Annotated in this window: 18 protein-coding genes; 2 read left to right on the plus strand and 16 right to left on the minus strand. The window is 73.4% G+C overall.

Annotated features, from left to right (window positions below):
- Positions 1-98: 98 nt before the first annotated feature.
- The 15 genes from ACFYOJ_RS29975 to ACFYOJ_RS30045 form a co-directional block, all read right to left on the minus strand.
- The gene (locus ACFYOJ_RS29975; protein ID WP_356555297.1) at positions 99-1,496 is read right to left on the minus strand and encodes a nucleotide pyrophosphatase/phosphodiesterase family protein; all 1,398 of its coding nucleotides are present in this window, start codon (positions 1,494-1,496) and stop codon (positions 99-101) included.
- Positions 1,493-2,668 carry a metabolite traffic protein EboE gene (gene eboE, locus ACFYOJ_RS29980; protein ID WP_356555296.1) on the minus strand — a complete coding sequence of 392 codons (1,176 nt, stop codon included), beginning with the start codon at positions 2,666-2,668 and terminating at the stop codon, positions 1,493-1,495. Before eboE ends, ACFYOJ_RS29975 begins: the two co-directional genes overlap by 4 nt.
- A gap of 3 nt (positions 2,669-2,671) precedes the next feature.
- Positions 2,672-3,520: a TatD family hydrolase gene (locus ACFYOJ_RS29985; RefSeq protein WP_356555294.1), complete on the minus strand. Its 849-nt coding sequence runs from the start codon at positions 3,518-3,520 to the stop codon at positions 2,672-2,674.
- Positions 3,520-4,338: an EboA domain-containing protein gene (locus ACFYOJ_RS29990; protein ID WP_356555292.1), complete on the minus strand. Its 819-nt coding sequence runs from the start codon at positions 4,336-4,338 to the stop codon at positions 3,520-3,522. The genes ACFYOJ_RS29985 and ACFYOJ_RS29990 overlap by 1 nt, the downstream gene beginning before the upstream one ends.
- A 13-nt stretch (positions 4,339-4,351) precedes the next feature.
- Positions 4,352-5,386: a sugar phosphate isomerase/epimerase family protein gene (locus ACFYOJ_RS29995; RefSeq protein ID WP_356555291.1), complete on the minus strand. Its 1,035-nt coding sequence runs from the start codon at positions 5,384-5,386 to the stop codon at positions 4,352-4,354.
- Positions 5,383-6,570, minus strand: a complete 1,188-nt coding sequence (locus tag ACFYOJ_RS30000) for an SCO3242 family prenyltransferase (protein ID WP_356555289.1) — start codon at positions 6,568-6,570, stop codon at positions 5,383-5,385. The genes ACFYOJ_RS29995 and ACFYOJ_RS30000 overlap by 4 nt, the downstream gene beginning before the upstream one ends.
- Positions 6,567-7,742 (minus strand): inositol-3-phosphate synthase, encoded by a 1,176-nt coding sequence (locus tag ACFYOJ_RS30005; RefSeq protein WP_356555288.1) that lies wholly within the window; start codon positions 7,740-7,742, stop codon positions 6,567-6,569. The genes ACFYOJ_RS30000 and ACFYOJ_RS30005 overlap by 4 nt, the downstream gene beginning before the upstream one ends.
- A gap of 148 nt (positions 7,743-7,890) precedes the next feature.
- The gene (locus ACFYOJ_RS30010) at positions 7,891-11,616 is read right to left on the minus strand and encodes a ThuA domain-containing protein (protein WP_356555286.1); all 3,726 of its coding nucleotides are present in this window, start codon (positions 11,614-11,616) and stop codon (positions 7,891-7,893) included.
- A gap of 293 nt (positions 11,617-11,909) precedes the next feature.
- Complete coding sequence (locus ACFYOJ_RS30015) at positions 11,910-12,908, minus strand: sugar phosphate isomerase/epimerase family protein (RefSeq protein ID WP_356555285.1); 999 nt, start codon at positions 12,906-12,908, stop codon at positions 11,910-11,912.
- Positions 12,909-12,922: 14 nt separating this feature from the next.
- Complete coding sequence (locus tag ACFYOJ_RS30020; RefSeq protein ID WP_356555283.1) at positions 12,923-14,212, minus strand: Gfo/Idh/MocA family oxidoreductase; 1,290 nt, start codon at positions 14,210-14,212, stop codon at positions 12,923-12,925.
- Between the two features lie 82 nt (positions 14,213-14,294).
- A complete protein-coding gene (locus ACFYOJ_RS30025) occupies positions 14,295-15,347 on the minus strand; it encodes a substrate-binding domain-containing protein (RefSeq protein WP_356555281.1) in 1,053 nt (350 codons plus the stop codon).
- Between the two features lie 17 nt (positions 15,348-15,364).
- Positions 15,365-16,384: an ABC transporter permease gene (locus ACFYOJ_RS30030; RefSeq protein WP_356555279.1), complete on the minus strand. Its 1,020-nt coding sequence runs from the start codon at positions 16,382-16,384 to the stop codon at positions 15,365-15,367.
- Positions 16,381-17,901: a sugar ABC transporter ATP-binding protein gene (locus ACFYOJ_RS30035; protein WP_356555278.1), complete on the minus strand. Its 1,521-nt coding sequence runs from the start codon at positions 17,899-17,901 to the stop codon at positions 16,381-16,383. The genes ACFYOJ_RS30030 and ACFYOJ_RS30035 overlap by 4 nt, the downstream gene beginning before the upstream one ends.
- A gap of 286 nt (positions 17,902-18,187) precedes the next feature.
- Positions 18,188-19,372 (minus strand): ROK family transcriptional regulator, encoded by a 1,185-nt coding sequence (locus ACFYOJ_RS30040; protein ID WP_356555276.1) that lies wholly within the window; start codon positions 19,370-19,372, stop codon positions 18,188-18,190.
- Between the two features lie 244 nt (positions 19,373-19,616).
- Positions 19,617-20,564, minus strand: a complete 948-nt coding sequence (locus ACFYOJ_RS30045; protein ID WP_356555274.1) for a beta-ketoacyl-ACP synthase III — start codon at positions 20,562-20,564, stop codon at positions 19,617-19,619.
- Between the two features lie 318 nt (positions 20,565-20,882).
- On the opposite strand from ACFYOJ_RS30045, the gene fdhD reads away from it, so the two are divergent.
- Together fdhD and ACFYOJ_RS30055 are read left to right on the plus strand one after the other, a co-directional pair.
- Positions 20,883-21,713 carry a formate dehydrogenase accessory sulfurtransferase FdhD gene (gene fdhD, locus ACFYOJ_RS30050; RefSeq protein ID WP_356555272.1) on the plus strand — a complete coding sequence of 277 codons (831 nt, stop codon included), beginning with the start codon at positions 20,883-20,885 and terminating at the stop codon, positions 21,711-21,713.
- 155 nt (positions 21,714-21,868) lie between these two features.
- Complete coding sequence (locus ACFYOJ_RS30055; protein WP_356555270.1) at positions 21,869-23,755, plus strand: sialidase family protein; 1,887 nt, start codon at positions 21,869-21,871, stop codon at positions 23,753-23,755.
- 53 nt (positions 23,756-23,808) lie between these two features.
- On the opposite strand, the gene ACFYOJ_RS30060 is transcribed toward ACFYOJ_RS30055, so the two are convergent.
- The gene (locus ACFYOJ_RS30060; RefSeq protein WP_356555268.1) at positions 23,809-24,840 is read right to left on the minus strand and encodes a bile acid:sodium symporter family protein; all 1,032 of its coding nucleotides are present in this window, start codon (positions 24,838-24,840) and stop codon (positions 23,809-23,811) included.
- Between the last annotated feature and the right edge of the window lie 205 nt (positions 24,841-25,045).

Below are 25,045 nucleotides of genomic sequence, written 5' to 3' on the forward strand. Positions count from 1 at the left end.
CTGCGCCGATGTCGTCCGGGCGGGCCGTTGTCAGTGCCGTGTGTTTCACTCTCCGTAGCTGGATCTCGGGGGTCGTCCGCCGTTGTGCGCGGCGTGGATCATCCGAGTCCGGCGAGCCGGAGCAGGAGTTGCTTGACGTCGGTGGCCTCGATGCGGTCGCCGACAGCGCGGGGGGTGGAGCAGATGAGGAGCGGACCGTCGTCGTCGCTCGCAGGGAGGCGGCCGTGGCTGCCGCGAATAGGTGAGGGGTCCAGGGGCACGACCGCCATGCGGTAGCGCATGCCGAGTTTCTTGCGGGCCAGGGCGGTGGCCGCCTTGACCTTGACGTAGGGGTCGAGCGGGTCCATGAACAGCTCGACCGGGTCGTAGCCGGGTTTGCGGTGGATCTCGACGAGCTGTGCGAAGTCGGGCGCGCGGTCGTCGTCGAGCCAGTAGTAGTACGTGAACCAGGCGTCCGGCTCCGCGACGGCGACGAGTTCGCCGGCGCGCGGGTGGTCGAGGTGGTGGGCCTTCTTGCCCTCGTCGTCGAGGAGCGTCTCGATGCCGGGCAGGCCGTCGAGGGCGGCGCGGGTGGCGTCGAGGTCCTCGGGGCGGCGGACGTAGACGTGGGCGATCTGGTGGTCGGCGACCGCGAAGGCGCGGGAGGTCATCGGGTCGAGGTACTCCATGCCGTCCTGGGTGTGGACCTCGAGGAGTCCGGCGCGGCGCAGGGCGCGGTTGATGTCCACGGGCCGGTTCACGCGGGTGATGCCGTACTCGGACAGGGCGACGACGGTGCGGCCTTCGGCGCGGGCGTCGTCCAGGAGCGGGGCCAGGGCCGTGTCGAGGTCGGTGGCGGCCTTCAGGGAGCGGGGGTCGTCGGGGCCGAAGCGCTGCAGGTCGTAGTCGAGGTGAGGGAGGTAGCAGAGGGTCAGGTCGGGGTGGCGGGTGGCCATGATGTGCCGGGTGGCGTCGATGATCCACCGGCTGGATACCAGGTCCGCGCCGGGGCCCCAGAAGTGGAACAGCGGGAAGGTGCCGAGTTTCTCGGTGAGTTCGTCGTGCAGGGCCGGGGGCCGGGTGTAGCAGTCGGGTTCCTTGCGGCCGTCGGCGTAGTAGACGGGGCGGGGGGTGACCGTGTAGTCGGTGTCGGCGCCCATGGCGTACCACCAGCAGATGTTGGCGACGGTGTAGCCGGGGTGGGCGCGGCGGGCGGCGTCCCAGAGCCGGTCGCCGGTGACGAGTCCGTTGTGCTGGCGCCACAGCAGGACGTCGCCGAGTTCGCGGAAGTACCAGCCGTTGCCGACGATGCCGTGTTCGCGGGGATGGGTGCCGGTGAGGAAGGTGGTCTGGGCGGCGCAGGTGACGGCGGGCAGGACGGTGCCGAGCGGGGCCCGGGAGCCGGCCTGGCCGAGTCTCTTGAGGTGGGGCATGTGGTCGAGGAGGCGGGGGGTGAGGCCGACGACGTCCAGGACGAGGAGCGGGGTCGGTCCGCCGGAGGGAGGCGTCGGGGTCATGGCAGTTCCTTGAGGCCGAGGTCGGTCAGCAGGTCGCGGGCGAGGGTGAGCTCGGCGGCGATGCCGTCGGTGAGCTGGGCGCGGCCGCGGGGCCGCAGCTCGGGCGGGAGGGCCTGCCAGGTGTAGGTCTCGACCTCCAGGTGGCGGGTGAGCGGGTGCGGGCCGCCGACGAGGCGGGCCAGGGCGGTTCTCAGCACGGGCAGGGTGGAGGTGAGGGGTGCGGCGGGGGCCGCGTGCAGCGGGACGTGGAAGTGGGCGCGCCAGGGCGCGGTGCCGGGCAGCGGGCCGTCGCCCGCCAGGGCCTCGCCGAGGTCGTCGGTGCCGTGCAGGCCGCCGTCCGCGGTGGTGGTGCGGGTCTGGTGCAGGAAGCGTGGTTCGGCGAAGGCGGCGAGGGCCTCGCGGACTTCGGGAGCGGAGGGGTGTTCGGCGTGCAGGGCGGCGGAGAGCTGGGACTTGACGACGGGGACGCGGGCCTCGGCCAGGGCGTCCAGGGCGGTGTGCGGGTCCTCGAAGGAGGTGGCGAGGTGGCAGGTGTCGACGCAGACGCCGATGCGGTCGTGGGCGACGGCGGTGAGCGGGGCGATGGCGTCGCCGGTGGTCTCCACCACGCAGCCGGGTTCGGGTTCGAGGCCGATGCGGATGGAGCGGCCGGTCAGTTCCTCGAGGGCGTCGAGGCGTTCGGCGAGGGTGACCAGGGCGGTGCGGGCCTTGTCGGCGCGGGTGGTGTCGTAGGCGGTGCGCCAGGCCAGCGGCAGGGTGGAGATGCTGCCCTCGGTGACGTCGTCGGGGAGCAGGCCGGCGAGGAGGCGGGCCAGGGAGGTGGTGTGGTCGAGGCGTTCGGGGTCGGCCCAGTCGGGTGTGTAGACGCGGTACTTGACCTCTTCGGCGCCGAAGCCCTCGTAGGGGAAGCCGTTGAGGGTGACGACCTCGAGGCCGCGCCGGTCGAGTTCGGCGCGCAGTCCGCGCAGGGCGGACGGGTCGGTGACCAGGGCGTGGGCGGCGTCGCGGGCGAGCCACAGGCCGATGCCGAGGCGGTCGCGTCCGAGGCGCTTGCGGACGGGTTCGCAGTGGTCGCGGAGCTGGGCGAGGACGCCGTCGAGGGTCTCGGCGGGGTGGACGTTGGTGCAGTAGGCGAGGTGGACGGTGGAGCCGTCGGGGTGGCGGAAGCGCATCGCTCACTCCCCTCCGCGCAGGATGGAGTTGCCCTCGTGGGTGGCGCCGGACTCCGTCACGTCGAGGCTCAGGCGGCCGCTGAGGCCGTAGAAGGCGACGGGGTTGCGCCACAGCACCCGGTCCACGTCGTCCTCGGTGAAGCCCTCGGCGAGCATCAGGTCGCCGACCTTGCGGGTCTTGAGCGGATCGCTCTTCCCCCAGTCGGCGGCGGAGTTCACCAGGACGCGTTCGGGACCGTACCTGCGCAGGAGGGCGACCATGCGCCGCTCGTCCATCTTGGTGTCCGGGTAGACGGAGAAGCCGAGCCAGGCGCCGCTGTCCCTGGCCTCCTCGACGGTGGTCTCGTTGAGGTGGTCGACCAGGACCCGGTCGGTGGGCAGCGCGGACTCGCGGACCACGTCGAGGGTGCGGCGCAGGCCGGCGAGCTTGTCGCGGTGCGGGGTGTGCACGAGGGCGGGCAGCCCGTGGTCGGCGGCGAGCTGGAGCTGTGCGGCGAGGGCCTTGTCCTCGGCGGGGGTCATCGCGTCGTAGCCGATCTCGCCGACGGCCACGACGCGGTCCTTGACGAGATAGCGGGGCAGTTCGTCCAGGACGGGGGCGCAGCGCGGGTCGTTGGCCTCCTTGGGGTTGAGGGCGATCGTGCAGTGGTGGGCGATGCCGTACTGGGCGGCGCGGAAGGGTTCCCAGCCGAGGAGGGCGTCGAAGTAGTCGCGGAAGGAGTCGGGAGAGGTGCGGGGCTGGCCGAGCCAGAAGGAGGGCTCGACGACGGCGCGGACGCCCGCGGCGTACATCGCCTCGTAGTCGTCGGTGGTGCGGGAGGTCATGTGGATGTGGGGGTCGAAGATGCGCATCAGGACTCCTTGCCGTGGGGGTCGGCCGTGCCGCGCGCGGTGGGCGGCGGCCCGGTCAGGGCCAGGACGCGGTGCAGGTCGTCGGGGACGGGACGGCCCGCGGCGGTGCGTTCGGCGGCGAGCGCGGCGAGCATGCGGGCGAGTTCGGCGTCCCCGGCGGCCCGCCGGTCCAGGTCCGCCACCCGGTCGACGGGGACGCCGGTGAACAGGCACTTCAGTACGGCGTGCCGCCACTGGTGGGCGTCCAGGTGCCGGGCGGCGTACGGACCGAGGGCGGCGGCGACGAGCCGGGTGTCGTTGGTGCGCAGGGCGTCCTCGACGAGCGGGAGGGCGTCGGGGCCGGGCACGAGGTGCGGCAGGGCGTGCAGGACGGCACGGCGTTCGTCGGCGGTGCCCTGGAAGTAGACCCGGGTCAGGGCGTCGGCGGCGGGGCGGGCCGCGTGCAGGATGAGGACGCGGGCCGCGTCGGCGTGGGCCGGGCCGCAGCGGCGGCCGGCCTCGGCGAGGCGCAGTTCCCACACGGAGATCGGGCCGTGGATGCCGGGGTGGGTGGCGGCCTCGTCCAGGGCCTGGTCGAGCCAGGCGCGGGCGGGCCCGTCGAGCCGGGCGGCGAGCGCGGTGCGCAGGTCGGCCGGCGGGATGCGGGCGGGGGTGGTGTCCGGGGTGGTGGGGGTGGAGGGGATGGCTGGAGTGGCGGGGACGGCGGGGGTGGCGGGGACGGCGGGGGTGCCTGGGGTGCCTTCCCCGGTCCGGCCGGGTCCCTGGGTGAGGGTGCCGTCCGCGTCCTGGGCGACACGGCCGGCGTGCGGTCCGGTCATGAGCTGGCTCCCTTCAGAGGGTGGCGGAGGGCTCGCCCCGGTGGTTCGCGGGGGCGGACGCCGCTGCCGCCCGGCGGAGGAACGGGAGGGAGTGTTCGGCGAAGTGTGGCCCCGCGGGCGAGTGGCGGGGCAGTTCGACGACGGTCAGGCCCTGGTAGCCGGTGGCGGCGAGGGCCTCCAGGACGGGCGGGAAGTCGATCTCGCCCTCTCCGAAGGGAAGGTGTTCGTGGACGCCGCGGCGCATGTCCTCGATCTGTACGTGCCGCAGCCAGGGAGCCGCCTCGCGCACGCAGTCGGCGGGCGGGAGGGGCTCCAGGCACTGACAGTGGCCGATGTCCAGGGTGAGGCCGAGGTGCTCGGGGTCCCCGAGGGCGCGGCGCAGTACGTGGAAGTCGGCGAGGGTGGCCAGGAGGTGGCCGGGTTCGGGCTCGACGGCCAGGGGCACGCCGGCGGTGGCGGCGGCGTCCAGGACCGGGGTCAGGGACTCGGTCAGGCGTTTCCAGGCCGTGTCGTCGTCCGTGCCGGGCGGGGTGACGCCGCTGAAGCAGTGCACGGCGTGCGCGCCGAGATCGGCGGCGATCCGGACGGCCCGCAGGAGGAGGCCGGTGCGGCGGGCGCGGGCCTCCGGGGCGGGGTCGAGGAGGGACGGGCCGTGCTTGCGGCGCGGGTCGAGCACATAGCGGGCGCCCGTCTCCACGGTGACCTGAAGCCCGAGCGCGTCGAGCCGGTGCGCGACCCGGCGGGTGCGGGCGGCCAGGTCGGGGGCGAGCGGGTCGAGGTGCATATGGTCGAGGGTGAGGCCGACGCCGTCGTAGCCGAGGTCGGCGAGGAGGGCGAGGGCGTCGTCGAGACGGAGGTCGGCGAGACCGTTGGTGCCGTAGCCGAAGCGGAGGGGGTGCGGGGAGCGGCCGTCCGGGGCCGTCTGCCCATCCAGGACCGCCTGCCCGTGCGGCGCCTGGGACCCGTGCGGCGCCTGGGACCCGTGCGGCGCCTGGGACCCGTGCGGTGTCCGGGGCCCGTGCGGTGTCCGGGGAAGGTGCGGGCTCATGTGATGCTCACCTTCCTCATGGCGGCCCTTCGCGCGAACAGCCGTCCGGCCGGGGCCAGGGCCGCGACCAGGAGCGACGTGGCGGCAGCGCCGGAACGGGCGGCGAGCGCGGCCTGGAGCGGGACCGTGGCGCGGATGCCGCCGCCGACGGCGCGTTGGGTGAGCGGGGGTGAGGGGTTGAGGACGGCGTGGAAGTAGGGGCGGGCGGCCGTGACGGCGTAGGCGGCGCCCAGGGCGGTGGTGAGGGCAGCGGTCACCCGGACCGGCGCCCCGTCCCGGTCCGGCGGCCCGAACACACCGGCGGCCGGGGTCAGCGGCAAGGGCTCGGCCCGCCCCGGGCCCGTCGGTCCGGAGACGCCGGAGGTCGCGTCCGGGAGCCCGGCCGGGGTGGAGCCCGGCAGGCCGGGGGCGGCTGCTGCCCGCCGGCCTGCCGGGAGTCGGGTGCGGCTTTGGGTGACCAGCCGGGTCAGCACGCCCGTCGTCGCCAGGGCCGCCAGCGGCGCCAGGACCGAGCCGCCGGTGGTCTCCCGGCGGGAGACGGCCGTGACCGCGAGGGTGTGGGTGCCGAGCAGCGCGGCGGACGGCAGCGCGGCGCGGGGACCGGCGTCGGTGGCGGCGGCGCCCAGGAGCAGGTCCAGCCCGCGGGCGGCGGCCATGGCGACGGGGCCGGCGGGCGTGTGCTTCAGGGCGAGGTCGTAGGCCCAGACGGTGGCCGCCAGCGGGGTGGCCACGGCGAGGGCGGGGCGCCCGGCACCGGCGGCGAGCGCCAGTCCGGCACCGGTGAGGACGCCGGCCGCGGTGAGCGCGGCGGCCGGGCGGACGCGGCCGGACGGAATCGGGCGGTGCGGGCGCTCCACGGCGTCCTCGGCGCGGTCCGCCCAGTCGTTCAGGGCCATGCCGGCCTCGTACAGGCACAGGGAGGAGCCGATGGCGAGCAGGGTGCGGGGCCCGGGGCGGGCACCGGCCGCGGCGGCGCCGGCCAGGGCGTCGCCGGGGACGGTGAACAGCGCGGGCAGGCGCAGCAGCTCGGCCCAGGCGCCCGCGCGGCCGGAGCGCGGGCGGGGGGTGCCGGGTGCCGTGCCGCCGGTGGCGGTCCGGGCGGCGGCCTCCGTGGCGGGGCCGTCGGCCGCCGTCGTCCCGGCGGGCGTGGACACGCCTCGCGCCGTGGCGACCACGCGGCTCATCGCCGCGCTCCCCGGTCGTCGACGTCGTCCCGCAGCCGCGCGGCGAAGCGCCTCAGCTCCGCGTACTGCTCGGCCAGGGAGGACGGGCCCTCGCCCACCGGGTCCTTGAAGAAGAAACCGAGTTCGCCCAGCGGCCCGGTCAGGCCCTTCTCCCGGGCGCGGGCGGTCAGCCGGGCCAGGTCGAGGACGAGCGGGGCGGCGAGCGCCGAGTCGCAGCCCTGCCAGGTGGTCTGGAGGATCATGCGGGCGCCCAGGAAGCCGTCGAAGGCGATGTGGTCCCAGGCCGTCTTCCAGTCGCCGAGCGCGGGGACGTCGTCGATGTGGACCTCGCCCTCGGGGGCCGCGCCGAGGGTGTCGGCGAGGACGCGTTCCTTGCCGGCGTTCTTGGCGGCGGCGGCCGCGGGGTCGGCGAGGGCGGCGCCGTCGCCGCCGCCCAGCAGGTTGGTGCCGGACCAGGCGCGCACGGCGAGGGCGCGCTGCCGGAACATCGGGCCGAGGACGGAGCGCAGCAGGGTCTGCCCGGTCTTGCCGTCGCGGCCCGCGTACGGCACGCCCGCGGAGTCGGCGAGCGGGGCCAGCGCCGGGTGGTGCAGGCCCGTGGAGGGGGTGAAGTTGACGTAGGGGCAGCCGGCGCGCAGGGCGGCCGCCGCGTAGAGGGAGCTGGGCGGCAGCGTGTCGTCGGTGGGCGCGGGCTCGGTGGAGGCGACGTTCACCACGACGGCGCCCGCGAGGTGCTGGCGGCGCACGAAGTCGCGGATGTCGGCCGCGAACACGTCGATCCACTCGTCCGCGGTGCGGCCGGGGTCGCTTCCGGTGGCGCCGGGCAGGGGGCCGCCGGGCCTGATCTCCCGGTCGGCGGCGGCGAGTTCGGCATGCACGGCGGAGGGGAGCCCGTGCGGCAGGACGCCGCCGGCGGCGAGGTGTTCGGCGCGCTTGGGCAGCGGGCAGTCGAGGGTGTCGTGTCCGCCGAAGACGAGGGACGACAGCGGGGGCAGTCCGCTCGAGGCGAAGTCGGGGGTCTCGGTGACCATGCCGGTGGGCGGATGGAGCCCGGCGGTGACGGCGGCGCAGCCCGCGATCGCGGTCGTCGCCACGGAGCCGCGTGCCCCGATGAGCCAGACGCCGAAGCGCGGGGCCGGGGAGGGGGCGGGCAGGAACGGTTCGGCGGACATGGGCAGCCTCCTTGTCGTACGCGAACCGGGTGGTGGTGCCGGAAGGGGACGAGCGGGGTGCCGGGTGTGTGGCCCGGGGAGACGGCGGGCGGAGGTCCGGCGTCCTCCGCCCGCCGCCGTTCCGGTCACCCCCGAAGGGGGGTTCGCCCTAGGAGGGCAGTTCCTTCAGCTGGATGTTGCGGAAGGAGACCTGGTCGTCGGCGCCGTGGTTCTGCAGGCCGATGTATCCGTCGGTCAGGCTCCGCTGGGGGTCCTTGTTGGTGAAGTCGTTGATCTTGACTCCGTTGAGGAACACCTGGAGGCGTTCGCCCTGGACCTTGATCTCGTAGGAGTTCCACTGGCCGGGCGGGCGCAGGACCTGGTCACGGGCCTTGATGTTCGCCGACTTGAAGGAGTAGACGGAGCCCGTGGTGCGGTCGGGCGCGTCCGTGGCGTCGATCTGGATCTCGTAGCCCTTGTTCACCGCGGACCAGGGGTCGTCGGAGGCCGGGAAGCCCACGAAGATCCCGGAGTTGTCGTCGCCCTGCATCTTCCAGTCGAGCTTGAGGGAGTACGACTTCAGCTCCTTGGCCTGGTACCAGAGCAGGCCCATGCCGCCCTCGGACTCCATCACGCCGCCGTCCTTGACGGTGAACCCGCCGGGGCCGGCCTGCTTCCAGCCGTCCAGGGTCTGGCCGTTGAAGATCTTCCGGTAGCCCTTGTCCGGCTTGCAGTCGGCCTTGACCTGGCCGGTGGAGTACTGCAGTCCGCCGAGCAGGTGGGCGCGGAAGGTCTCGTCGGCGTAGGACTCCTTGGTGTGGCCGAGGCCGGTGTAGAAGGCGCGGCCGCCCTCGTAGGGCCGGCACCAGGCGATCGGGTGGTCGCCCTTCATGGTGCCGCCCTGGTACGTCGTCTCGTCGAGGGTGGCGAGGACCTTGGCCTGCTCGCGCGGGTTGGAGCGGTAGTTGTACAGCTCGTCGGTGTGCTCCCAGGTGTCGCCCATGTGGGCGGTGGCCGGGTGGTCGTGGTCCTCGACGCGGACGGTGGCCTTCTGGATGGCCGGGTGCGAGTGGAAGTAGGCGCCGACGAGACCGCCGTAGAACTCCCAGTCGTACTCGGTGTCGGCGGCGGCGTGGATGCCCATGTAGCCGCCGCCGTTCTCGACGTAGTCCTCGAACGCCTTCTGCTGGTCGGCGTCGAGGACGTCGCCGGTGGTGGACAGGAAGGCGACCGCGTCGTACTTGGCGAGGTTGGCGGTGGTGAACTGCCTGGCCTCCTCGGTCGCCGTGACCGTGATGCCGGCGGGGGCGCCGATCTCCCTCAGGGCGGCGATGCCGGCCGGGATGGAGTCGTGCCGGAAGCCCGCGGTCTTCGAGAAGACCAGGACCTTCTTGCCCTGCTTGAACGGCTCCTTGGAGAACTCGAAGTCGTCCAGGTCGAAGAGGGCGCCGGTGCCGCCCCGGAAGACCAGGTAGATCTCCGTGGTGCGCTTCGGCAGGGCGCGCAGCGGCACGTCGACGTTCTGGAAGGTCTCCCAGCTTCCGGTCGGCGGGATGTACGCCGATCCGTGCAGCGGCCCGTCGGGCGAGCCGGTGCGCAGTTCGACGAAGCCGCCCGTGCCGCCGGAGGAGGCCCGTACGGTCATCTTCTTCTGCCCGTCGAACCGGTAGGGGCTGAAGGAGATCCAGTCGCCGTCGTGGATGTCGCCGACGGTCTTGCCGCCGTTGGCGGTGGCCTTGTCGTACGTCCTCACACCGGACTGGGTCGTGAAGTGCTCGGCCTGGCGGTGCAGCGGCTGGATGACGGTGCGGGCGGTGCCGGTCAGGGCCTCTTGGCCGTTCGCCCCGCCGTCGGTGTAGGCAGCGCCGACGACACCGTAGATGTTGGCGTTGGGATCGTGACCGCCGTCGCCCGGCGGCGGGTTGAGGGTGCCTTCGCAGCCCGTCTCACTGGTCAGCTCGTGGGCGTGGGAGTCGTGGCCGAGGCTGTAGACGACCTTGACCTTGGAGCAGTCGACGGTCTCCTCGGGGTCGGTGACGGTCACCTTGAAGGGGACGGGCTCGCCGAAGGCGGCCAGGCTGCCGTTGCCCGGGACGTCGATCCTCACCTTGGGCTCGGTGTTGCCGACGACGATGCGGACGCTGGCGTTGCCGGTGTTGCCCTCGGGGTCCTTGGCGGTGAAGGTCGCGGTGTAGGTGCCGGCCTTCCGGTACCTGTGGGTGGGGGTGAGGCCCTCGCCCTTGGTGCCGTCGCCGAAGTCCCAGCTGTAGGTGAGGTCCGGGGAGTCGGCGTCCTTGGCGGAGCCGGTGAAGGCGACCTTCAGTCCGGTCGCGCCGGAGGTCCTGTCCGCGCTCGCCTCGGCGATCGGGGAGAAGCCGTCCGCGGCGTTCTCGATGCGGTAGAGCGCGGAGTCCTTGTCGCCCTGGAACCAGGACAGGCCGTAGTCGAGGACGTAGAGGGCGCCGTCGGGGCCGAACTCCATGTCCATGATCTGGGTGCCGGTCCAGGGGAAGTCGTTGATCTTCGCGACCGTGCCGTCGCCGTTCTGCTCGATCCGCTTGATCCAGCGGCGGCCGAACTCGCCCGCGAAGAAGTCGCCGTCGTACTCCTCGGGGAACTTCACCTTGGAGTCGAGGGCCGGGTCGTAGCGGTAGACCGGTCCGGCCATCGGGGACTCGGAGCCGCTGCCGAACTCGGGGACGGAGCCGCCGTCGTAGGGGATCCAGGCGGGCTGGGCGGGCGGCAGGTCGACGAGGCCCGTGTTGTGGCGCGAGGTGTTCTTCGGGGCGCCGCAGTCGAACTTCCCGCCGGAGGTTCTGGTCGCGAAGTCGTAGTCGACGTAGGCGTCGTTGTCGCCGGTGCAGAACGGCCAGCCGAAGTTACCGGGCTTGGTGACCTTGGCGAACTCGACCTGGCCCGCCGGTCCCCGGTTCGGGTTGGCGGCGCCGGCGTCGGGGCCGTAGTCGCCGACGTAGATCGTGCCGGTCTTCTTGTCGACGCTCATGCGGAACGGGTTGCGGAAGCCCATCGCGTAGATCTCGGGGCGGGTCTTCTCGGTGCCCGGCGGGAAGAGGTTGCCCTCGGGGATCGTGTACGAGCCGTCCTCGGCGACCTTGATGCGCAGGATCTTGCCGCGCAGGTCGTTGGTGTTGCCGGAGCTGCGGCGCGCGTCGTAGGCCGGGTTGCGGTTCGGGCGTTCGTCGATCGGCGTGTAGCCGTCGGAGGCGAAGGGGTTGGTGTCGTCGCCGGTGGACAGGTAGAGGTTGCCCTCGGCGTCGAAGTCGATGTCGCCGCCGACGTGGCAGCAGGTGCCGCGGGAGGCCGCGACGTCCAGGACCTTCTTCTCGCTGGCCAGGTCCAGTGTGCCGTTGGGCCTGAGGACGAAGCGGGAGAGGCGGTTGACGCCGTCGAACTTCTTGAAGTCCTCGGCGGTGCCGGTCTCCGGGGCGTCGCCCGCGGGGGTGTCGAGCGGCGGGGCGTAGTAGAGGTAGATCGCCCGGTTCTTCTCGAAGTCCGGGTCGACGCCGACGCCCTGGAGGCCCTCCTCGTCGTGGCTGTAGACGTCGAGCCGGCCGGCGACCTTGGTGACGCCGCCCTGGTCGGTCAGGCGGAGGGTGCCGTCGCGGGAGGTGTGCAGGACGCTGCGGTCCGGGAGCACGGCGAGCGACATCGGCTCGCCCGTCTCGGGTTCGCCCTTGGCGAGCGGCACCTGCTGGAACTGCCCCTCTGCCGCGGCGGGGGCCGCCGGCGCGGCGGGCGCGGAGCCGCCGGGCCGGGCGCCGGCGACGGTCGCCGGGGTGGCCACCGCCAGGGAGAGGCCGGTGATCAGGGCGAGGGCGGTGCGGAGTCCGGGCCGTCTCGTGGTGGCGGTGCCTCTGAGTCTGCTTCTGTGCACGAAGTCCCTCCGGGAACGGAATGGGCCGTACGGAACGGGTGCGAAGGCATGCGTGCGGTGCGGGCGCCGGGGTGCGCCGTCACCCCGGAGACGTGTGTGTCCTGAACACTTCAGGGGACGGTAACCCGGTTCGTCCGGGGCGAACAGCCCTTGGACCGGGCCTGGTCGAACCTTTTTCCCGGTGCAGGACAAAGCGGGGCCCGGGCAGGCCGGACCGGGGACCGGCGGATGTCCCGGCCCCCGTTCCGGCCTGCCGCCGGAGGCGTGGATCAGTGGATCAGTGAATCAGTGGATCAGCTGTTGAAGGCCGCGTCGAAGGACGCGCTGGGCGGCTCGAAGTCGAAGGCCTTCAGCCGGGCGAGCGCCTCGGGGGCGCCCTGGAGCCGGTCCATGCCGGCGTCCTCCCACTCGACGGAGACCGGCCCTTGGTAGTCGATGGAGCGCAGCATCCGGAAGACGTCCTCCCAGGGCACGTCCCCGTGCCCGGCGGAGACGAAGTCCCAGCCGCGCCGCGGGTCGCCCCACGGCAGGTGGGAGCCCAGACGCCCGTTGCGGCCGTCGAGGCGCCTGCGGGCCTCCTTGCAGTCGACGTGGTAGATCCGGTCCCGGAAGTCCCACAGGAAACCGACCGGGTCCAGGTCCTGCCACACGAAGTGCGAGGGGTCGAAGTTGAGGCCGAACGCGGGCCGGTGGCCGACCGCTTCCAGGGCGCGCTGCGTGGTCCAGTAGTCGTAGGCGATCTCGCTGGGGTGGACCTCGTGGGCGAACCGCACGCCCTCGGCGTCGAAGACGTCCAGGATGGGGTTCCAGCGGTCCGCGAAGTCCTGGTAGCCGCGCTCGATCATCGACTCGGGCACGGGCGGGAACATGGCGACCAGGTGCCAGATGGCGGACCCGGTGAAGCCGATGACGGTGTCGACGCCGAGGCGGGCGGCGGCCCGCGCGGTGTCCTTCATCTCGGCGGCGGCACGCTGCCGTACGCCCTCCGCGTCGCCGTCGCCCCAGATGCGGGCGGGCAGGATGGCCTGGTGGCGCTCGTCGATGACGGCGTCGCAGACGGCCTGCCCGACGAGGTGGTTGGAGACCGCCCAGCACTTGAGCCCGTACTTGTCGAGCAACTGGTGGCGGGAATCCACGTAGGACGGGTCCGCGAGGGCCTTGTCGACCTCGAAGTGGTCGCCCCAGCAGGCGAGTTCGAGGCCGTCGTAGCCGAAGTCGCGGGCGAGCCGGCAGACCTCCTCCAGGGGCAGGTCGGCCCACTGTCCGGTGAACAGCGTGAAGTTGCGCGGCATGCGTTCTGGCCTCCTCAGACGGCGGTCGGCGACACGGTGGCGACGGGGGTGTAGACGGCGTTCTTCTCGGCGCTCTCCTCCACGGCCGCCAGCACGCGCTGCACCTGCAGCCCGTCGGCGAAGGAGGGTTCGGGGGCGCGTCCCTCGGCGACGGCGTGGACGAGGTCGCGCACCTGGTGGACGAAGGTGTGCTCGTAGCCCAGGCCGTGGCCCGGCGGCCACCAGGCGTCCAGGTAGGGGTGTTCGGGTTCGGTGACGAGGATGCGGCGGAACCCGGCGTGCTCGCCGGGCTCGGTGGCGTCGTGGTACGACAGCTCGTTGAGCCGCTCCAGGTCGAAGGCGAGCGAGCCGCGCTCGCCGTTGAGTTCGATGCGCAGCGCGTTCTTGCGGCCGGTGGCGTAGCGGGTGGCCTCGAAGGAGGCGAGGGCGCCGGAGGCGAAGCGGCCGGTGAACACGGCGGCGTCGTCCACGGTGACCTCGCCGGTGCCGGCCGCCGACGTGGCGGACAGACCCCGCGCCGTGCCCCCGGGCAGGGGGCGTTCCCGTACGAAGGTCTCGGTGAGGGCGGAGACGCCGGCGAGCCGCTCCCCGGTCAGGTACTGGGCGAGGTCGACGATGTGGGCGCCCAGGTCGCCGAGCGAGCCGGAGCCGGCCTGCTCCTTGCGCAGCCGCCAGGTCAGCGGCGCCTGCGGGTCCACCAGCCAGTCCTGGAGGTAGACCACCCGCACGTGCCGCAGCCGGCCGATGCGGCCCTCGGCGACCATGCGCCGGGCCAGCGCGGTGGCGGGCACCCGGCGGTAGTTGAAGCCGACCATCGCCAGCCGGCCGCGCGCGCCCGCCTCCTCGGCGGCCCGGGTCATCGCCTCCGCCTCGGCGACGCTGTTGGCCAGCGGCTTCTCGCACAGGACGTGCTTGCCGGCGGCGAGCGCGGCCAGCGCGATCTCGGCGTGGCTGTCGCCGGGGGTGCAGATGTCGACGAGGTCGATGTCGTCCCGTTCCACCAGGGCCCGCCAGTCGGTCTCGGTGCTCGCCCAGCCGTACCGGTCGGCCGCACTGCGCACGGCGTCGGCGTCCCGGCCGCAGATCGCGGTCATGACCGGGTCCAGCGGCAGGTCGAAGACCCGGCCGGCGGTGCGCCAGCCCTGGGAGTGGGCGGCTCCCATGAAGGCGTAGCCGACCATGCCGACGCGCAGCGGCGGTCTGGTCGCGGACGTCCCCGCGGCCGTGGCGGTGCTGGTACCGGTGCCGGCACCGGTCGCTGCTGCGTCCGCCCCGGCCCCCTCGGGCTGCTGCGGCTGTCCCATGCGGATGTCCTCCTCGTGATGGTGGCACGGTGGGGGGTGGGCCCCGCCCCGGCCGGTCAGACCGGGGCCGGGGCGGCGGTCCTCACTTGAAGCCCGTGGGCATGTACTGGTCCACGTTCTCCTTGTCGACGACGGCCGAGTAGCAGGTGACCGTCGAGGGGATCTCGAACTCGGCGAGCCCGCCGATCCCCTTGCCCTGGCCGAGGGCGCGGGCCAGGTCGATGGCGGAGGCGGCCATGGTCGGCGGGTACAGCACGGTCGCCTTCAGGACGCCCCGGTCGGCCTTGATGGCCTGGAAGGCGGAGAGCGCGCCGGCGCCGCCGACCATCAGGAAGTCGTCGCGGCCGGCCTGTTCGATGGCGCGCAGCGCGCCGACGCCCTGGTCGTCGTCGTGGTTCCACAGGGCGTCGAACTGCGACTGGGCCTGCAGGAGCTGGGCCATCTTGGCCTGGCCGGACTCGACGGTGAACTCGGCGGCCTGGCGGGCCACCTTCTTGATGTTGGGGTAGTTCTTCAGCGCGTCGTCGAAGCCCTGGGTGCGCTGCTGGGTCAGCTCCAGGTTGTCCAGGCCGGCCAGCTCGATGACCTTGGCGTTCGGCTTGTCCTTGAGCTTCTCGCCGATGTAGTGCCCGGCGTTGAGGCCCATGCCGTAGTTGTCGCCGCCGATCCAGCAGCGGTACGCCTGGGGGCTGTTGAAGATGCGGTCGAGGTTGACGACCGGGATGCCGGCGCGCATCGCCTTCAGACCGACCTGGGTGAGCGCCTTGCCGTCGGCGGGCAGCACCACGAGGACGTCGACCTTCTTGTTGATGAGGGTCTCGATCTGGCCGATCTGCTGGGCGGTGTCGTTGGAGCCCTCGGTGACCTCGAGGGTGACGTCCGAGTACTTCTCGGCGCGCTTCTTGGCGTTGTCGTTGATGGCGTTGAGCCAGCCGTGGTCGGCCAGGGGGCCGGCGTAGCCGATGGTGACCTGCTTGCCGGGCTTGTCGTCTGCGGCCGGCTGGTCGTTCACGGCCGGCTTGTCGTCGCCGCCGTCGCTGGGCTCGTTGCTCGTGCAGCCGGTGAGGAAGGCACCGGCGCCCACTGCGGCGGCTCCGAAGAGCAGTCCTCTGCGGCTCGCGTTGAGTTGCTGCATGGTGGTGAACCCTTTCCTCAGGTCGTGCTCGCGGTACGGCGCTGGACCAGCACGGCGGCGACGATGATCGCTCCCTTGGCGATCTGCTGGACGTCGCTCTGCAGGTTGTTCAGGGCGAAGATGTTGGTGATCGTGACGAAGACGAGAACGCCCAGCACGGAGCCGACGATGGTGCCGCGGCCGCCGCTGAGGAGCGTGCCGCCGATGATCGCGGCGGCGATGGCGTCGAGTTCGTAGAGGTTGCCGTTGGTGTTCTGGCCGGAGCCGACCAGGGCGACCAGCAGGAAGGCGGCGATGCCGCAGCACAGGCCGGACAGCAGGTAGAGGTAGAGCCGCTGTCGGCGGACGTCGATGCCGGCGAGCCGGGCGGCCTCCGCGTTGCCGCCGACGGCGACGGTGCGGCGCCCGAAGGTGGTCCGGTTGAGCAGCAGCCAGCCGATGACCGTGACGGCCGCGAACACCAGCACCAGCGGCGGGATGCCCAGGATGTAGGAGTCGCGTTCGCTGAGGTCCAGGACGCTGGGGACGGTGACGACCTGGGTGCGGCCGTCGGTGATCTGCAGCGCGAGGCCGCGCGCCGAGGCCAGCATGGCGAGGGTGGCGATGAACGGCACCATCCGGCCGTAGGCGATGAGCACGCCGTTGACCAGTCCGCAGCCCACGCCGACGACGACCGCGGTGAAGAGCATGCCGGCGAAGCCGAACTCCTGGGTCGCCACCGTGGTCGCCCACACCGACGCGAGGGCGACGATCGCGCCGACGGACAGGTCGATGCCGCCGGAGATGATCACGAAGGTCATGCCGACGGTGACGATGCCGATCACCGACGCCTGGGTGAGCACCAGTTGCAGGTTGCGGCTGTCGAGGAACGCGTCGGGTTTGGTGATGCCGCCGATGAGGACCAGCACGGCGAGCACGCCGAGCAGGGTGAGGGTGCGCAGGTCGGCGCGGGCCGTCAGGCTCCGCCAGGCGGGCGGACCGTCCACCGGTGCCGCCTTGCCGGTGCCGTCCCGGGGCGGGGACACGTGTTGCGTCATGACGCCGGGCTTCCTTCCATCACAAGGTCGAGTACGCGGTGTTCGTCGAGTTCGCGGGCGGGGGCCTCGTGCACGACGCGGCCCTCGCGCAGCACCAGCACGCGGTCGGCGAGGCCGAGCACCTCGGGCACCTCGCTGGAGACCAGCAGGACGGCGAGGCCCTCGTCGGCGAGGCGTCGGACGACCGCGTACAGCTCGGCACGGGCGCCTACGTCGACGCCGCGGGTGGGTTCGTCCAGGAGCAGGACCTTGCAGCCGCGCAGCAGCCAGCGGGCGAGGACCGCCTTCTGCTGGTTGCCGCCGGACAGGGTGCGCACGGGCACGGACGGGTTGTCGGGCCGCAGGGACAGCTCCCGGGTGGCGGTGCGGGCGGCGTCCAGTTCGGCGCCGCGGTCGATCCAGCCGCCGTGCGAGAAGCGGGACATGGAGGAGACCGACACGTTGCGGGTGACGGACTCCAGCATCAGCAGGGCCTGTGCCTTGCGCTCCTCGGGGGCGAGCCCCAGTCCGGCGCGGACTGCGGCGCGCACGCTGCCGGGCCTGAGCGGGCGGCCCTCGACGAGGACCTCGCCCGTGCTCGGCCTGCGCGCCCCGTAGACCGTCTCCAGGATCTCGGAGCGGCCGGAGCCGACCAGTCCGGCCAGTCCGACGATCTCGCCGGGCCGGACGTCCAGGTCGAGCGGCGCGAACTCGCCCTCCCGGGACAGCCCGCGCACGCTCAGGACGGGTTCCGCCGCCGGCGGCGGCGCGGACGGCCGCTCGGGGAAGACGTACTCGACGTTGCGTCCCGTCATCAGCGTCACCACGTCGCGGGTCGGCGTGGTCCTGGCGGGCAGGCCGCCGGCGACGGCCCGGCCGTCCTTGAGGACGGTGACCCGGTCGCCGATGCGGCGGATCTCCTCCAGGCGGTGCGAGATGTAGACGACGGCGACGCCGTCGGCGGTGAGGTCGGCGACGATGCGGAAGAGGTTGTCGACCTCGTCCGGGTCGAGCGCGGCGGACGGCTCGTCCATCACGATCAGCCGTACGTCGTGGGAGAGCGCCCGCGCCATGGACACGATCTGCTGCTGCGCCGCCGACAGGTCGCCGACCAGCCGCCCGGGAGCGATCTCCGGGTGTCCGAGCCGCTTGAGCAGTTCGGCGGTGGAGGCGCGGGCCGCCTTGCCGCGGACGACGAAGCCGGCGGTGGTCGGCTCGTGGCCGAGGTGGACGTTCTCGGCGACCGACAGGTGCTCCACCAGGTCGAGTTCCTGGTAGATGGTGGCGATGCCGAGGCGCATGGCGGCGATCGGCGAGCGCAGGGTGACCGCCTCGCCGCGCCACCGGATGGTGCCGGTGTCGGGCTGGTGGGCGCCGGCCAGCACCTTGATGAGGGTGGACTTGCCGGCGCCGTTCTGGCCGAGCAGGCAGTGCACCTCGCCGGCCTGGACGTCGAGGTCGACGCCGTCCAGGGCCCGGACTCCGGGGAACGACTTGGTGATGCCGGACATGCTGAGCAGCGGTGGTTCAGGTGCCATGTGTGGTCCCCTCGGCGAGCGTGCGGGCCGGTGTCAGGGCAGCGCGGAGCACGGTGGGGCGGAACAGGTGGGCGGAGCGGAGGTGCGGGTGAGCCGGTGGTACGACGAGCGGGTACGACTGCCGGTCGGACGGGCTGTGCCGGTACGGGTGCGCGGTACTGCTGCTGGTGCGGCTGAACTGTGCGGCTGGGCTGTGCGGCTGGGCTGTGCTGGACTGGTACGGCGGTGCGGCTGGTACGGCGGTGCTGTGCGGTACGGCGGTGCTGTGCGGTGCTGCGGAGCCGGTCTACGCGGGTGAGAACAGGTGGTCGCTGATCAGCCGGGCCCCGCCGATGACTCCGGCGGTGGGGCCCAGCTCCCCCAGGACGATGGGCAGGTTGCCGGTCGCCAGCGGCAGCGACTGGCGGTAGACCTGCGTACGGATCGCGGCGAGCAGGTTGTGGCCGAGGCCGGTCACCCCGCCGCCGATCACCACCAGGCCCGGGTTGAAGAAGCTGACCAGACCGGCGATGACCTGCCCGGTGCTGCGTCCGCCCTCGCGGATCAGGTCGAGCGCGGTGGCGTCGCCCGCGGCGGCCGCGGCGGCGACGTCGACGGCGCTGAGCTCGCCGCCCGCTGCCTCCAGCCGGCTCGCGAGCTCGGCGGACCGGCCCTGCTGGGCGGCCTCCGTGGCGTCGCGGGCCAGGGCGGCGCCGCTGAAGTGCGCCTCCAGGCAGCCCCGGTTGCCGCAGGCGCAGGGGCGTCCGTCGGGCACGGCCTGGATGTGGCCGATGTCGCCCGCGCTGCCCGTCGTCCCGCGGTAGACGCCACCGCCGACGACGATGCCGCAGCCGATGCCGGTGCCGATCTTGACGACGAGGAAGTCGGCGACGGTACGGGCGACGCCCGCGTGCTGCTCCCCCAGCGCCATCAGGTTCACGTCGTTGTCGACCATGACCGGGCAGCCGAGTTCCTGGCTGAGCGCCTCCCGTACGGGGAAGCCGTCCCAGCCCGGCATGATCGGCGGGGCCACCGGCACGCCCTCGGGGAAGCGGACCGGCCCCGGGACGCCGATGCCGGCGCCGTCGAAGCCCTCCGCGAGCCCCGAGGCCCGCAGCTTGGCGGCCATGGTCAGCACCTGCTCGAAGACCGCGACCGGTCCCTCGCGTACGTCCATGGGCTGGTTGATGTGCCCGAGGATCTCCAGCTCGGCGTTGGTGACCGCGAGGTCGATCGAGGTCGCGCCGATGTCGACGCCGAGGAAACGCAGTCCGGGATTGAGGCGGATGTTGTGGCTGCGGCGCCCGCCGCGCGAGGCGGCGAGTCCGTCGGCCACCACGAGCCCGGTCTCCAGCAGCCGGTCGACCTCGACCGCCAGCTTGGACCGGGACAGGTCGACCTGGTCGCCGAGCTGGGCGCGGGAGTTGGGGCCGCCGTCGCGCAGCAGTCGCAGCAGCCGGGCCTGGTGGGCGTTGGCAGGTCGTGCGGTCATACGTCTCACGAGCCCCTCCCCGCCTCGATCGGCATGAGCGTGCCGGTTCCGGCCACGTCCGTGGCGTGCTTTCGGAGGGAACGTAGCAGCGGGCGCCGGGTGTGGGAAGAAGTCACGCACGAATTGCCGCGACCTTTCTCCACTGAGAGGACAAAGAAAGCCGCCGCGCGCCGGGAAAGGAACAGCGGGGGAAGCAGTGCGGGGAGCGGCGGGAGGGACGGCGTTCACCCCCCGCCGGGGCCGGTCACGGGCAGCGGACGACCTGCCCCGCGTAGGAGAGGTTGCCGCCGAAACCGAAGAGCAGCACCGGGTCGCCGGAGCCGATGTCCCCCCGTTCGACCAGCTTGGAGAAGGCGAGGGGGATGCTCGCCGCGGAGGTGTTGCCGGACTCCACGACGTCGCGGGCGACGACGGCGTTGACGGCGCCGATCTTCGCGGCGAGGGGTTCGATGATGCGCAGGTTCGCCTGGTGCAGGACGACGGCGGCGAGGTCGGCCGGCTCCAGCCCGGAGCGCTCGCAGGCCTGCCGGGCGATGGCGGGCAGTTTCGTGGTGGCCCAGCGGTAGACGCTCTGTCCCTCCTGCGCGAACCGCGGGGGCGTGCCCTCGATGCGCACGGCGTTGCCCATCTCGGGCACCGAGCCCCACAGGACCGGGCCGATCCCCGCCTCCTCGCCCGGGGCGCAGGCCTCCACGACGGCGGCCCCCGCCCCGTCGCCGACGAGCACGCAGGTGGTGCGGTCGGTCCAGTCGGTCACCTCGGACATCTTGTCCGCGCCGATGACCAGGGCGCGGCTCGCCGAACCGGCCCGGACGGCGTGGTCGGCGGTGGCCAGGGCGTGGGTGAAGCCGGCGCAGACGACGTTGAGGTCCAGCACGGCGGGCCCGGGCATGCCGAGGCGGGCCGCCACCCGGGCCGCCATGTTCGGCGAGCGGTCGACGGCGGTGGAGGTGGCGACCAGCACCAGGTCCACGTCCGCGGGCGTCAGCCCGGCCGCGGCGAGCGCCTTCCCGGCGGCGTGGCCGGCCAGCTCGTCGACGGGCTCGTCGGGTCCGGCGATGCGGCGGGTGCGGATGCCCACGCGGCTCCTGATCCACTCGTCGCTGGTGTCGACCATGGCCGTCAGGTCCTCGTTGGTGAGGACCCCGGCGGGCTGGTAGTGGCCGACGGCGGTGATGCGCGTGCCGTTCATGGGTGGGATCCTCGCTGCCTCGGGGACGGGATCCACCAGTGTGATCAGTGACCGGTGAGTACGACGGCAGGTGAAGCGACAGGATTCGGGCGCCCGCCTTGTCGCCTTCGGTCAGCATCCTCGCCGCCCGTCGTGCGCGCGTACTTCTGCGTGGGCCGCGACCCGGGCCTCCTCATGCAGGACAATGAGCCCCGGAGGTCACCCCGTCGCACACGGCGGCCCGGTGACCCGCGGCGGCCCGCGCGACCGGGGGCCGCCCCGGCCACCGGCACGCACCGGACCGGACCGGCCGGGACGAGGGCTACGAGGGGCGCGGACATGGGACGAGTCACGGAACGACGCAAGGTGATCCGTATACGGGACGGAGCGGTCTCCACCCGCCCGGACACCCTGGTCGCCGAGGAGCCGCTGGAGATCCGGCTGAACGGCAGGCCCCTCGCGATCACCATGCGCACTCCGGGCGACGACTTCGCGCTGGCGGCCGGTTTCCTGGTCAGCGAGGGTGTCCTGGCCGAGCGGGACGACCTGCAGAACATCGTGTACTGCGCGGGGGCCACGGTCGACGGTTCCAACACGTACAACGTGGTGGACGTGAAGACGTCCCCGGACGTGCCGGTCCCCGACATCACGCTGGAGCGGAACGTCTACACGACCTCCTCCTGCGGTCTGTGCGGCAAGGCCAGTCTGGACGCGGTGCGCACCACCGCCCGGTGGCCGATCGCCGACACGCCCCCGGTCCGGGTCACCCCGGAGCTGCTGGCGGACCTGCCCGGCCGGCTGCGCGCCGCCCAGCGGGTCTTCGACCGCACCGGTGGCCTGCACGCGGCGGCTCTGTTCACCGAGGACGGCGAGCTGGTGGACGTGCGGGAGGACGTGGGCCGGCACAACGCGGTCGACAAGCTGGTCGGCCGCGCCCTGCAGAACGGCGACCTGCCGCTGTCCCGGTCCGTGCTGCTGGTGTCGGGCCGGGCCTCCTTCGAGCTGGCGCAGAAGGCGGTGATGGCGGGCGTCCCGGTGCTCGCGGCGGTGTCGGCGCCGTCCTCGCTGGCGGTGGACCTGGCCGCCGAGACCGGGCTGACGCTGGTGGGCTTCCTGCGGGGCACCTCCATGAACGTGTACGCCGGCGAGGACCGCGTCGCCCAGGACTGACCCGCCTTGCCCGGCACCGGACAGGACGGGCGCGACGGGCACGGGGAACGACACGTACCCGCCCCCTCGGGCGGGTGTCGGCGGAAACGTCCTCATGTACTGATGTAGTGATGTGCTGACGACCGGCCTCCAGCCGCCTGAAGGGCACCCCGTTCATGCCGTCAGCTCCCCGTTCCCGTCCGCGTCTTCCCCTGGCCGCCTGCGCGGGCCTGCTCGCCCTCGCCGCGACCGCGGCGGCCCCGCCGCCCGCCCGCGCCCACCCCGCGCCCCGGGCCGGGGAGTTCGAGCAGCAGGTCCTCTTCGAGGCGTCCCGGCACCCCGGTTACGCCTGCTTCCGCATCCCGGCGATCGTGCGCACGACCGGCGGCACGCTCCTCGCCTTCGCCGAGGGCCGCGTCCTCAACTGCGGTGACGCGGCCGACATCGACATCGTCCTCAGACGCTCCACCGACGGCGGGCGCACCTGGGGGCCGCTCCAGGTCGTCAACGACGGCGGCGGCGACACCCACGGCAACCCGGCGCCGGTCGTCGACCGGACCACGGGCCGGATCCTCCTGCTCGAGACGTACAACGCGGGCCGCACGGACGACGCCGGCTGCGCGGTGCCCTGCGAGCGCGCCCCGCACGTGCAGCACAGCGACGACGACGGCCGCACCTGGTCCGTACCCCGCGACCTGACGGCCCAGGTCCGGCCGCCCGGCTGGAACTCCTGGTACGCCACCGGGCCCGTGCACGGCGTCCAGCTCACCGGCGGCGGCCGTGCCGGGCGGCTCGTGGTCGGCGTCAACGCCGAGTCCTGGGACGGCACCCGGGTCACCCGCAACCACGCGGCACTGATCGTCAGCGACGACGGCGGCGACCACTGGAAGGTGGCGGCCACCGACACCTGGCCCGTCGCCGCCGACGGCACCTTCCGGCAGAAGCCGTCCGAACTGACCCTCACCGAACGCACCGACGGCTCGCTCCTGGTCAGCGGACGGGAGGAGGGAGGCACCGACCTGGGCCACCGCACACAGGCCGTCAGCCTCGACGGCGGCGACAGCTTCGCCGCCCCCTTCCGCGCCCTGCCCGGCCTCTACACCCCGCAGGTCCAGGGCGCGACGCTCCGGCTCGGTGACCGTCTGCTGCTGTCCGCCCCGGCCGACCCCGACCGCCGCCGGACCATGACGGTCCGCTCCTCCTACGACGGCGGCGCGACCTGGGACAGCGTCGACCGCTCCACGGTGATCACCCGGGACTGGGCCGGCTACTCCGACATGGTGGCCGTCGACGGCACCACCGTGGGCCTGCTGTACGAGGCCGGGACCGCCGACGCCCGCGACGAGATCCGCTTCGCCCGCTTCACCGAGGACCGGCTGCGTCCGCGCCGGGGCCCCGACCCCGCCACCCCCGACCTCGCCCCCGGTGCCGCGCCCGCGGCCGTCCTGGGCGGCGCCGTGCCGGTGGCGGACGGCGCGGTGGGCGGCGCGCTGGCCTTCGACGGCGCCGACGACGCCGTACGCCTGCCCTACCGCGAGCGGCTGCGGCTCGGCTCCGGGGATTTCACGGCGTCCCTGCGGTTCCGGTACACGGCCACCGCCGGGGAGCAGCCGCTGCTGTGGATGGGCGGGGTGGGTCCCCGGCAGCCGCAGGTGTGGCTGCGCGCCGAGCCGGCCGCCGGCCGCGTCCAGGGGCTGATCAGCGCGCGGGAGGGCGCCGCACCGCCCCGGTCGGCGTGGGTGCGTGCCGAGGGCGCCCGCAACGACGGCCGCTGGCACCACCTGGCGCTGCGGCGCGGCGGGGGCCGGCTGACGCTGTTCCTGGACGGTACGGAGGTCGGCGCGACGGACGTGCCCGGCTCGGTCAGCCGGAACTCGCCGTTCGGCGTGCACATCGGGGAGCGCGTGGACGGGCGGGCCCGCTTCACCGGCGCGATCGACGAGGTGCAGGTCTGGGACCGGGCGCTGTCCGCCGAGGAGATCGCCGCCGGGAACCCCGCCTCGGCCGCCGGGGACACCGTCCTGCGGCTGCCCCTGGACCGGGTGGACGCCCCGGGCACCTGAGACGGGCCTCGGCGTACCGGCACCGCAGCGCCACCGCGCCCCGGCACCGCGGTTCAGCCGGTGCGCCGCCCGGTGCCGGCCGGGGCGCGGGTGTCGCCGTCCGGCGCGGGCTGCCCGGGGGCGTCGCGCGAGCGGCGTCCGGCGATGACCGCGCACACCATGAGCTGCATCTGGTGGAAGAGCATCAGCGGCAGCACCGCCAGCGAGGCGTGGGCGCCGAACAGGACGCTCGCCATGGGCAGGCCGGAGGCGAGGGACTTCTTGGAACCGGCGAACTGGATCACGATCCGGTCGGCCCGGCCGAAGCCCAGCGCCCTCGCTCCGTACCAGGTCAGCAGCAGCATGACGGCGAGCAGCACCGCCTCCACGGCCAGCAGGGCGGCCAGCCGGGCCGGGCTCACCTGGTGCCAGATGCCCTGCACCATGCCCTCGCTGAACGCGGTGTACACGACGAGGAGGATCGAGCCGCGGTCGACGAGCCCGAGGACCTTCTTGTGCCGGGCGACGAACTCTCCGATCCACCGGCGCAGCACCTGCCCGGCGACGAACGGCACCAGCAGCTGCAGCACGATCTCGACCACCGAGTCGGCGGAGAAGCCGCCGCCGCTGCCGCCGAGAAGGGCTGCGGCCAGCAGCGGGGTGAGGACGATGCCGGCCAGCGAGGAGAAGGAGCCCGCGCAGATCGCGGCGGGCACGTTGCCGCGGGCGAGGGAGGTGAAGGCGATCGACGACTGGATGGTGGAGGGGACCAGGGTGAGAAAGAGCAGGCCCTGGTAGAGGGGGTCGGTCAGGACGGACGGGACGAGTCCGCGGGCCGCGAGGCCCAGCAGCGGGAAGACGACGAAGGTGCAGGCGAGCACGGTGACGTGCAGGCGCCAGTGCCGTAGTCCGTCCAGCGCCTCACGGGTGGAGAGGCGGGCCCCGTACAGGAAGAAGAGGAACGCGATCGCGAGCGTGGAGGCCCCGGAGGCGACGTCGGCACCCGTCCCGCGGGCCGGCAGCAGCGCCGCGAGGCCCACCGTCCCGAGCAGCAGCAGGATGTACGGGTCGATCGGTATCCGGCGTGGCCAGCGCAGGCGTTTCACGGTGCTCCACTCACTCGTTCACGGTCGTCCGGCGGGGCACGTGCCCCGCTCCATCCTGCTCCCCCGCCCGGCGGCCGGGAATCCGGGGGTCCCGGGGACTCCGGCGTGCCCGCCCCGGAGGAAGCAGCGGCAGCAGAAGAGAGGAGGACGGGACACGACGACACCGTACCGCCGGTAACAAGGTCGTACAGATTCGGTGGAGATC

This window comes from Streptomyces sp. NPDC006384, assembly GCF_042870695.1.
Taxonomy (GTDB): domain Bacteria; phylum Actinomycetota; class Actinomycetes; order Streptomycetales; family Streptomycetaceae; genus Streptomyces.

Coding starts and splice junctions, on each gene's coding strand:
- ACFYOJ_RS29975 (WP_356555297.1), bottom strand. CDS start 1,496: ATGACCCCGACGCCTCCCTCCGGCGGACCGACCCCGCTCCTCGTCCTG.
- eboE (WP_356555296.1), bottom strand. CDS start 2,668: ATGCGCTTCCGCCACCCCGACGGCTCCACCGTCCACCTCGCCTACTGC.
- ACFYOJ_RS29985 (WP_356555294.1), bottom strand. CDS start 3,520: ATGCGCATCTTCGACCCCCACATCCACATGACCTCCCGCACCACCGAC.
- ACFYOJ_RS29990 (WP_356555292.1), bottom strand. CDS start 4,338: ATGACCGGACCGCACGCCGGCCGTGTCGCCCAGGACGCGGACGGCACC.
- ACFYOJ_RS29995 (WP_356555291.1), bottom strand. CDS start 5,386: ATGAGCCCGCACCTTCCCCGGACACCGCACGGGCCCCGGACACCGCAC.
- ACFYOJ_RS30000 (WP_356555289.1), bottom strand. CDS start 6,570: ATGAGCCGCGTGGTCGCCACGGCGCGAGGCGTGTCCACGCCCGCCGGG.
- ACFYOJ_RS30005 (WP_356555288.1), bottom strand. CDS start 7,742: ATGTCCGCCGAACCGTTCCTGCCCGCCCCCTCCCCGGCCCCGCGCTTC.
- ACFYOJ_RS30015 (WP_356555285.1), bottom strand. CDS start 12,908: ATGCCGCGCAACTTCACGCTGTTCACCGGACAGTGGGCCGACCTGCCC.
- ACFYOJ_RS30020 (WP_356555283.1), bottom strand. CDS start 14,212: ATGGGACAGCCGCAGCAGCCCGAGGGGGCCGGGGCGGACGCAGCAGCG.
- ACFYOJ_RS30025 (WP_356555281.1), bottom strand. CDS start 15,347: ATGCAGCAACTCAACGCGAGCCGCAGAGGACTGCTCTTCGGAGCCGCC.
- ACFYOJ_RS30030 (WP_356555279.1), bottom strand. CDS start 16,384: ATGACGCAACACGTGTCCCCGCCCCGGGACGGCACCGGCAAGGCGGCA.
- ACFYOJ_RS30035 (WP_356555278.1), bottom strand. CDS start 17,901: ATGGCACCTGAACCACCGCTGCTCAGCATGTCCGGCATCACCAAGTCG.
- ACFYOJ_RS30040 (WP_356555276.1), bottom strand. CDS start 19,372: ATGACCGCACGACCTGCCAACGCCCACCAGGCCCGGCTGCTGCGACTG.
- ACFYOJ_RS30045 (WP_356555274.1), bottom strand. CDS start 20,564: ATGAACGGCACGCGCATCACCGCCGTCGGCCACTACCAGCCCGCCGGG.
- fdhD (WP_356555272.1), top strand. CDS start 20,883: ATGGGACGAGTCACGGAACGACGCAAGGTGATCCGTATACGGGACGGA.
- ACFYOJ_RS30055 (WP_356555270.1), top strand. CDS start 21,869: ATGCCGTCAGCTCCCCGTTCCCGTCCGCGTCTTCCCCTGGCCGCCTGC.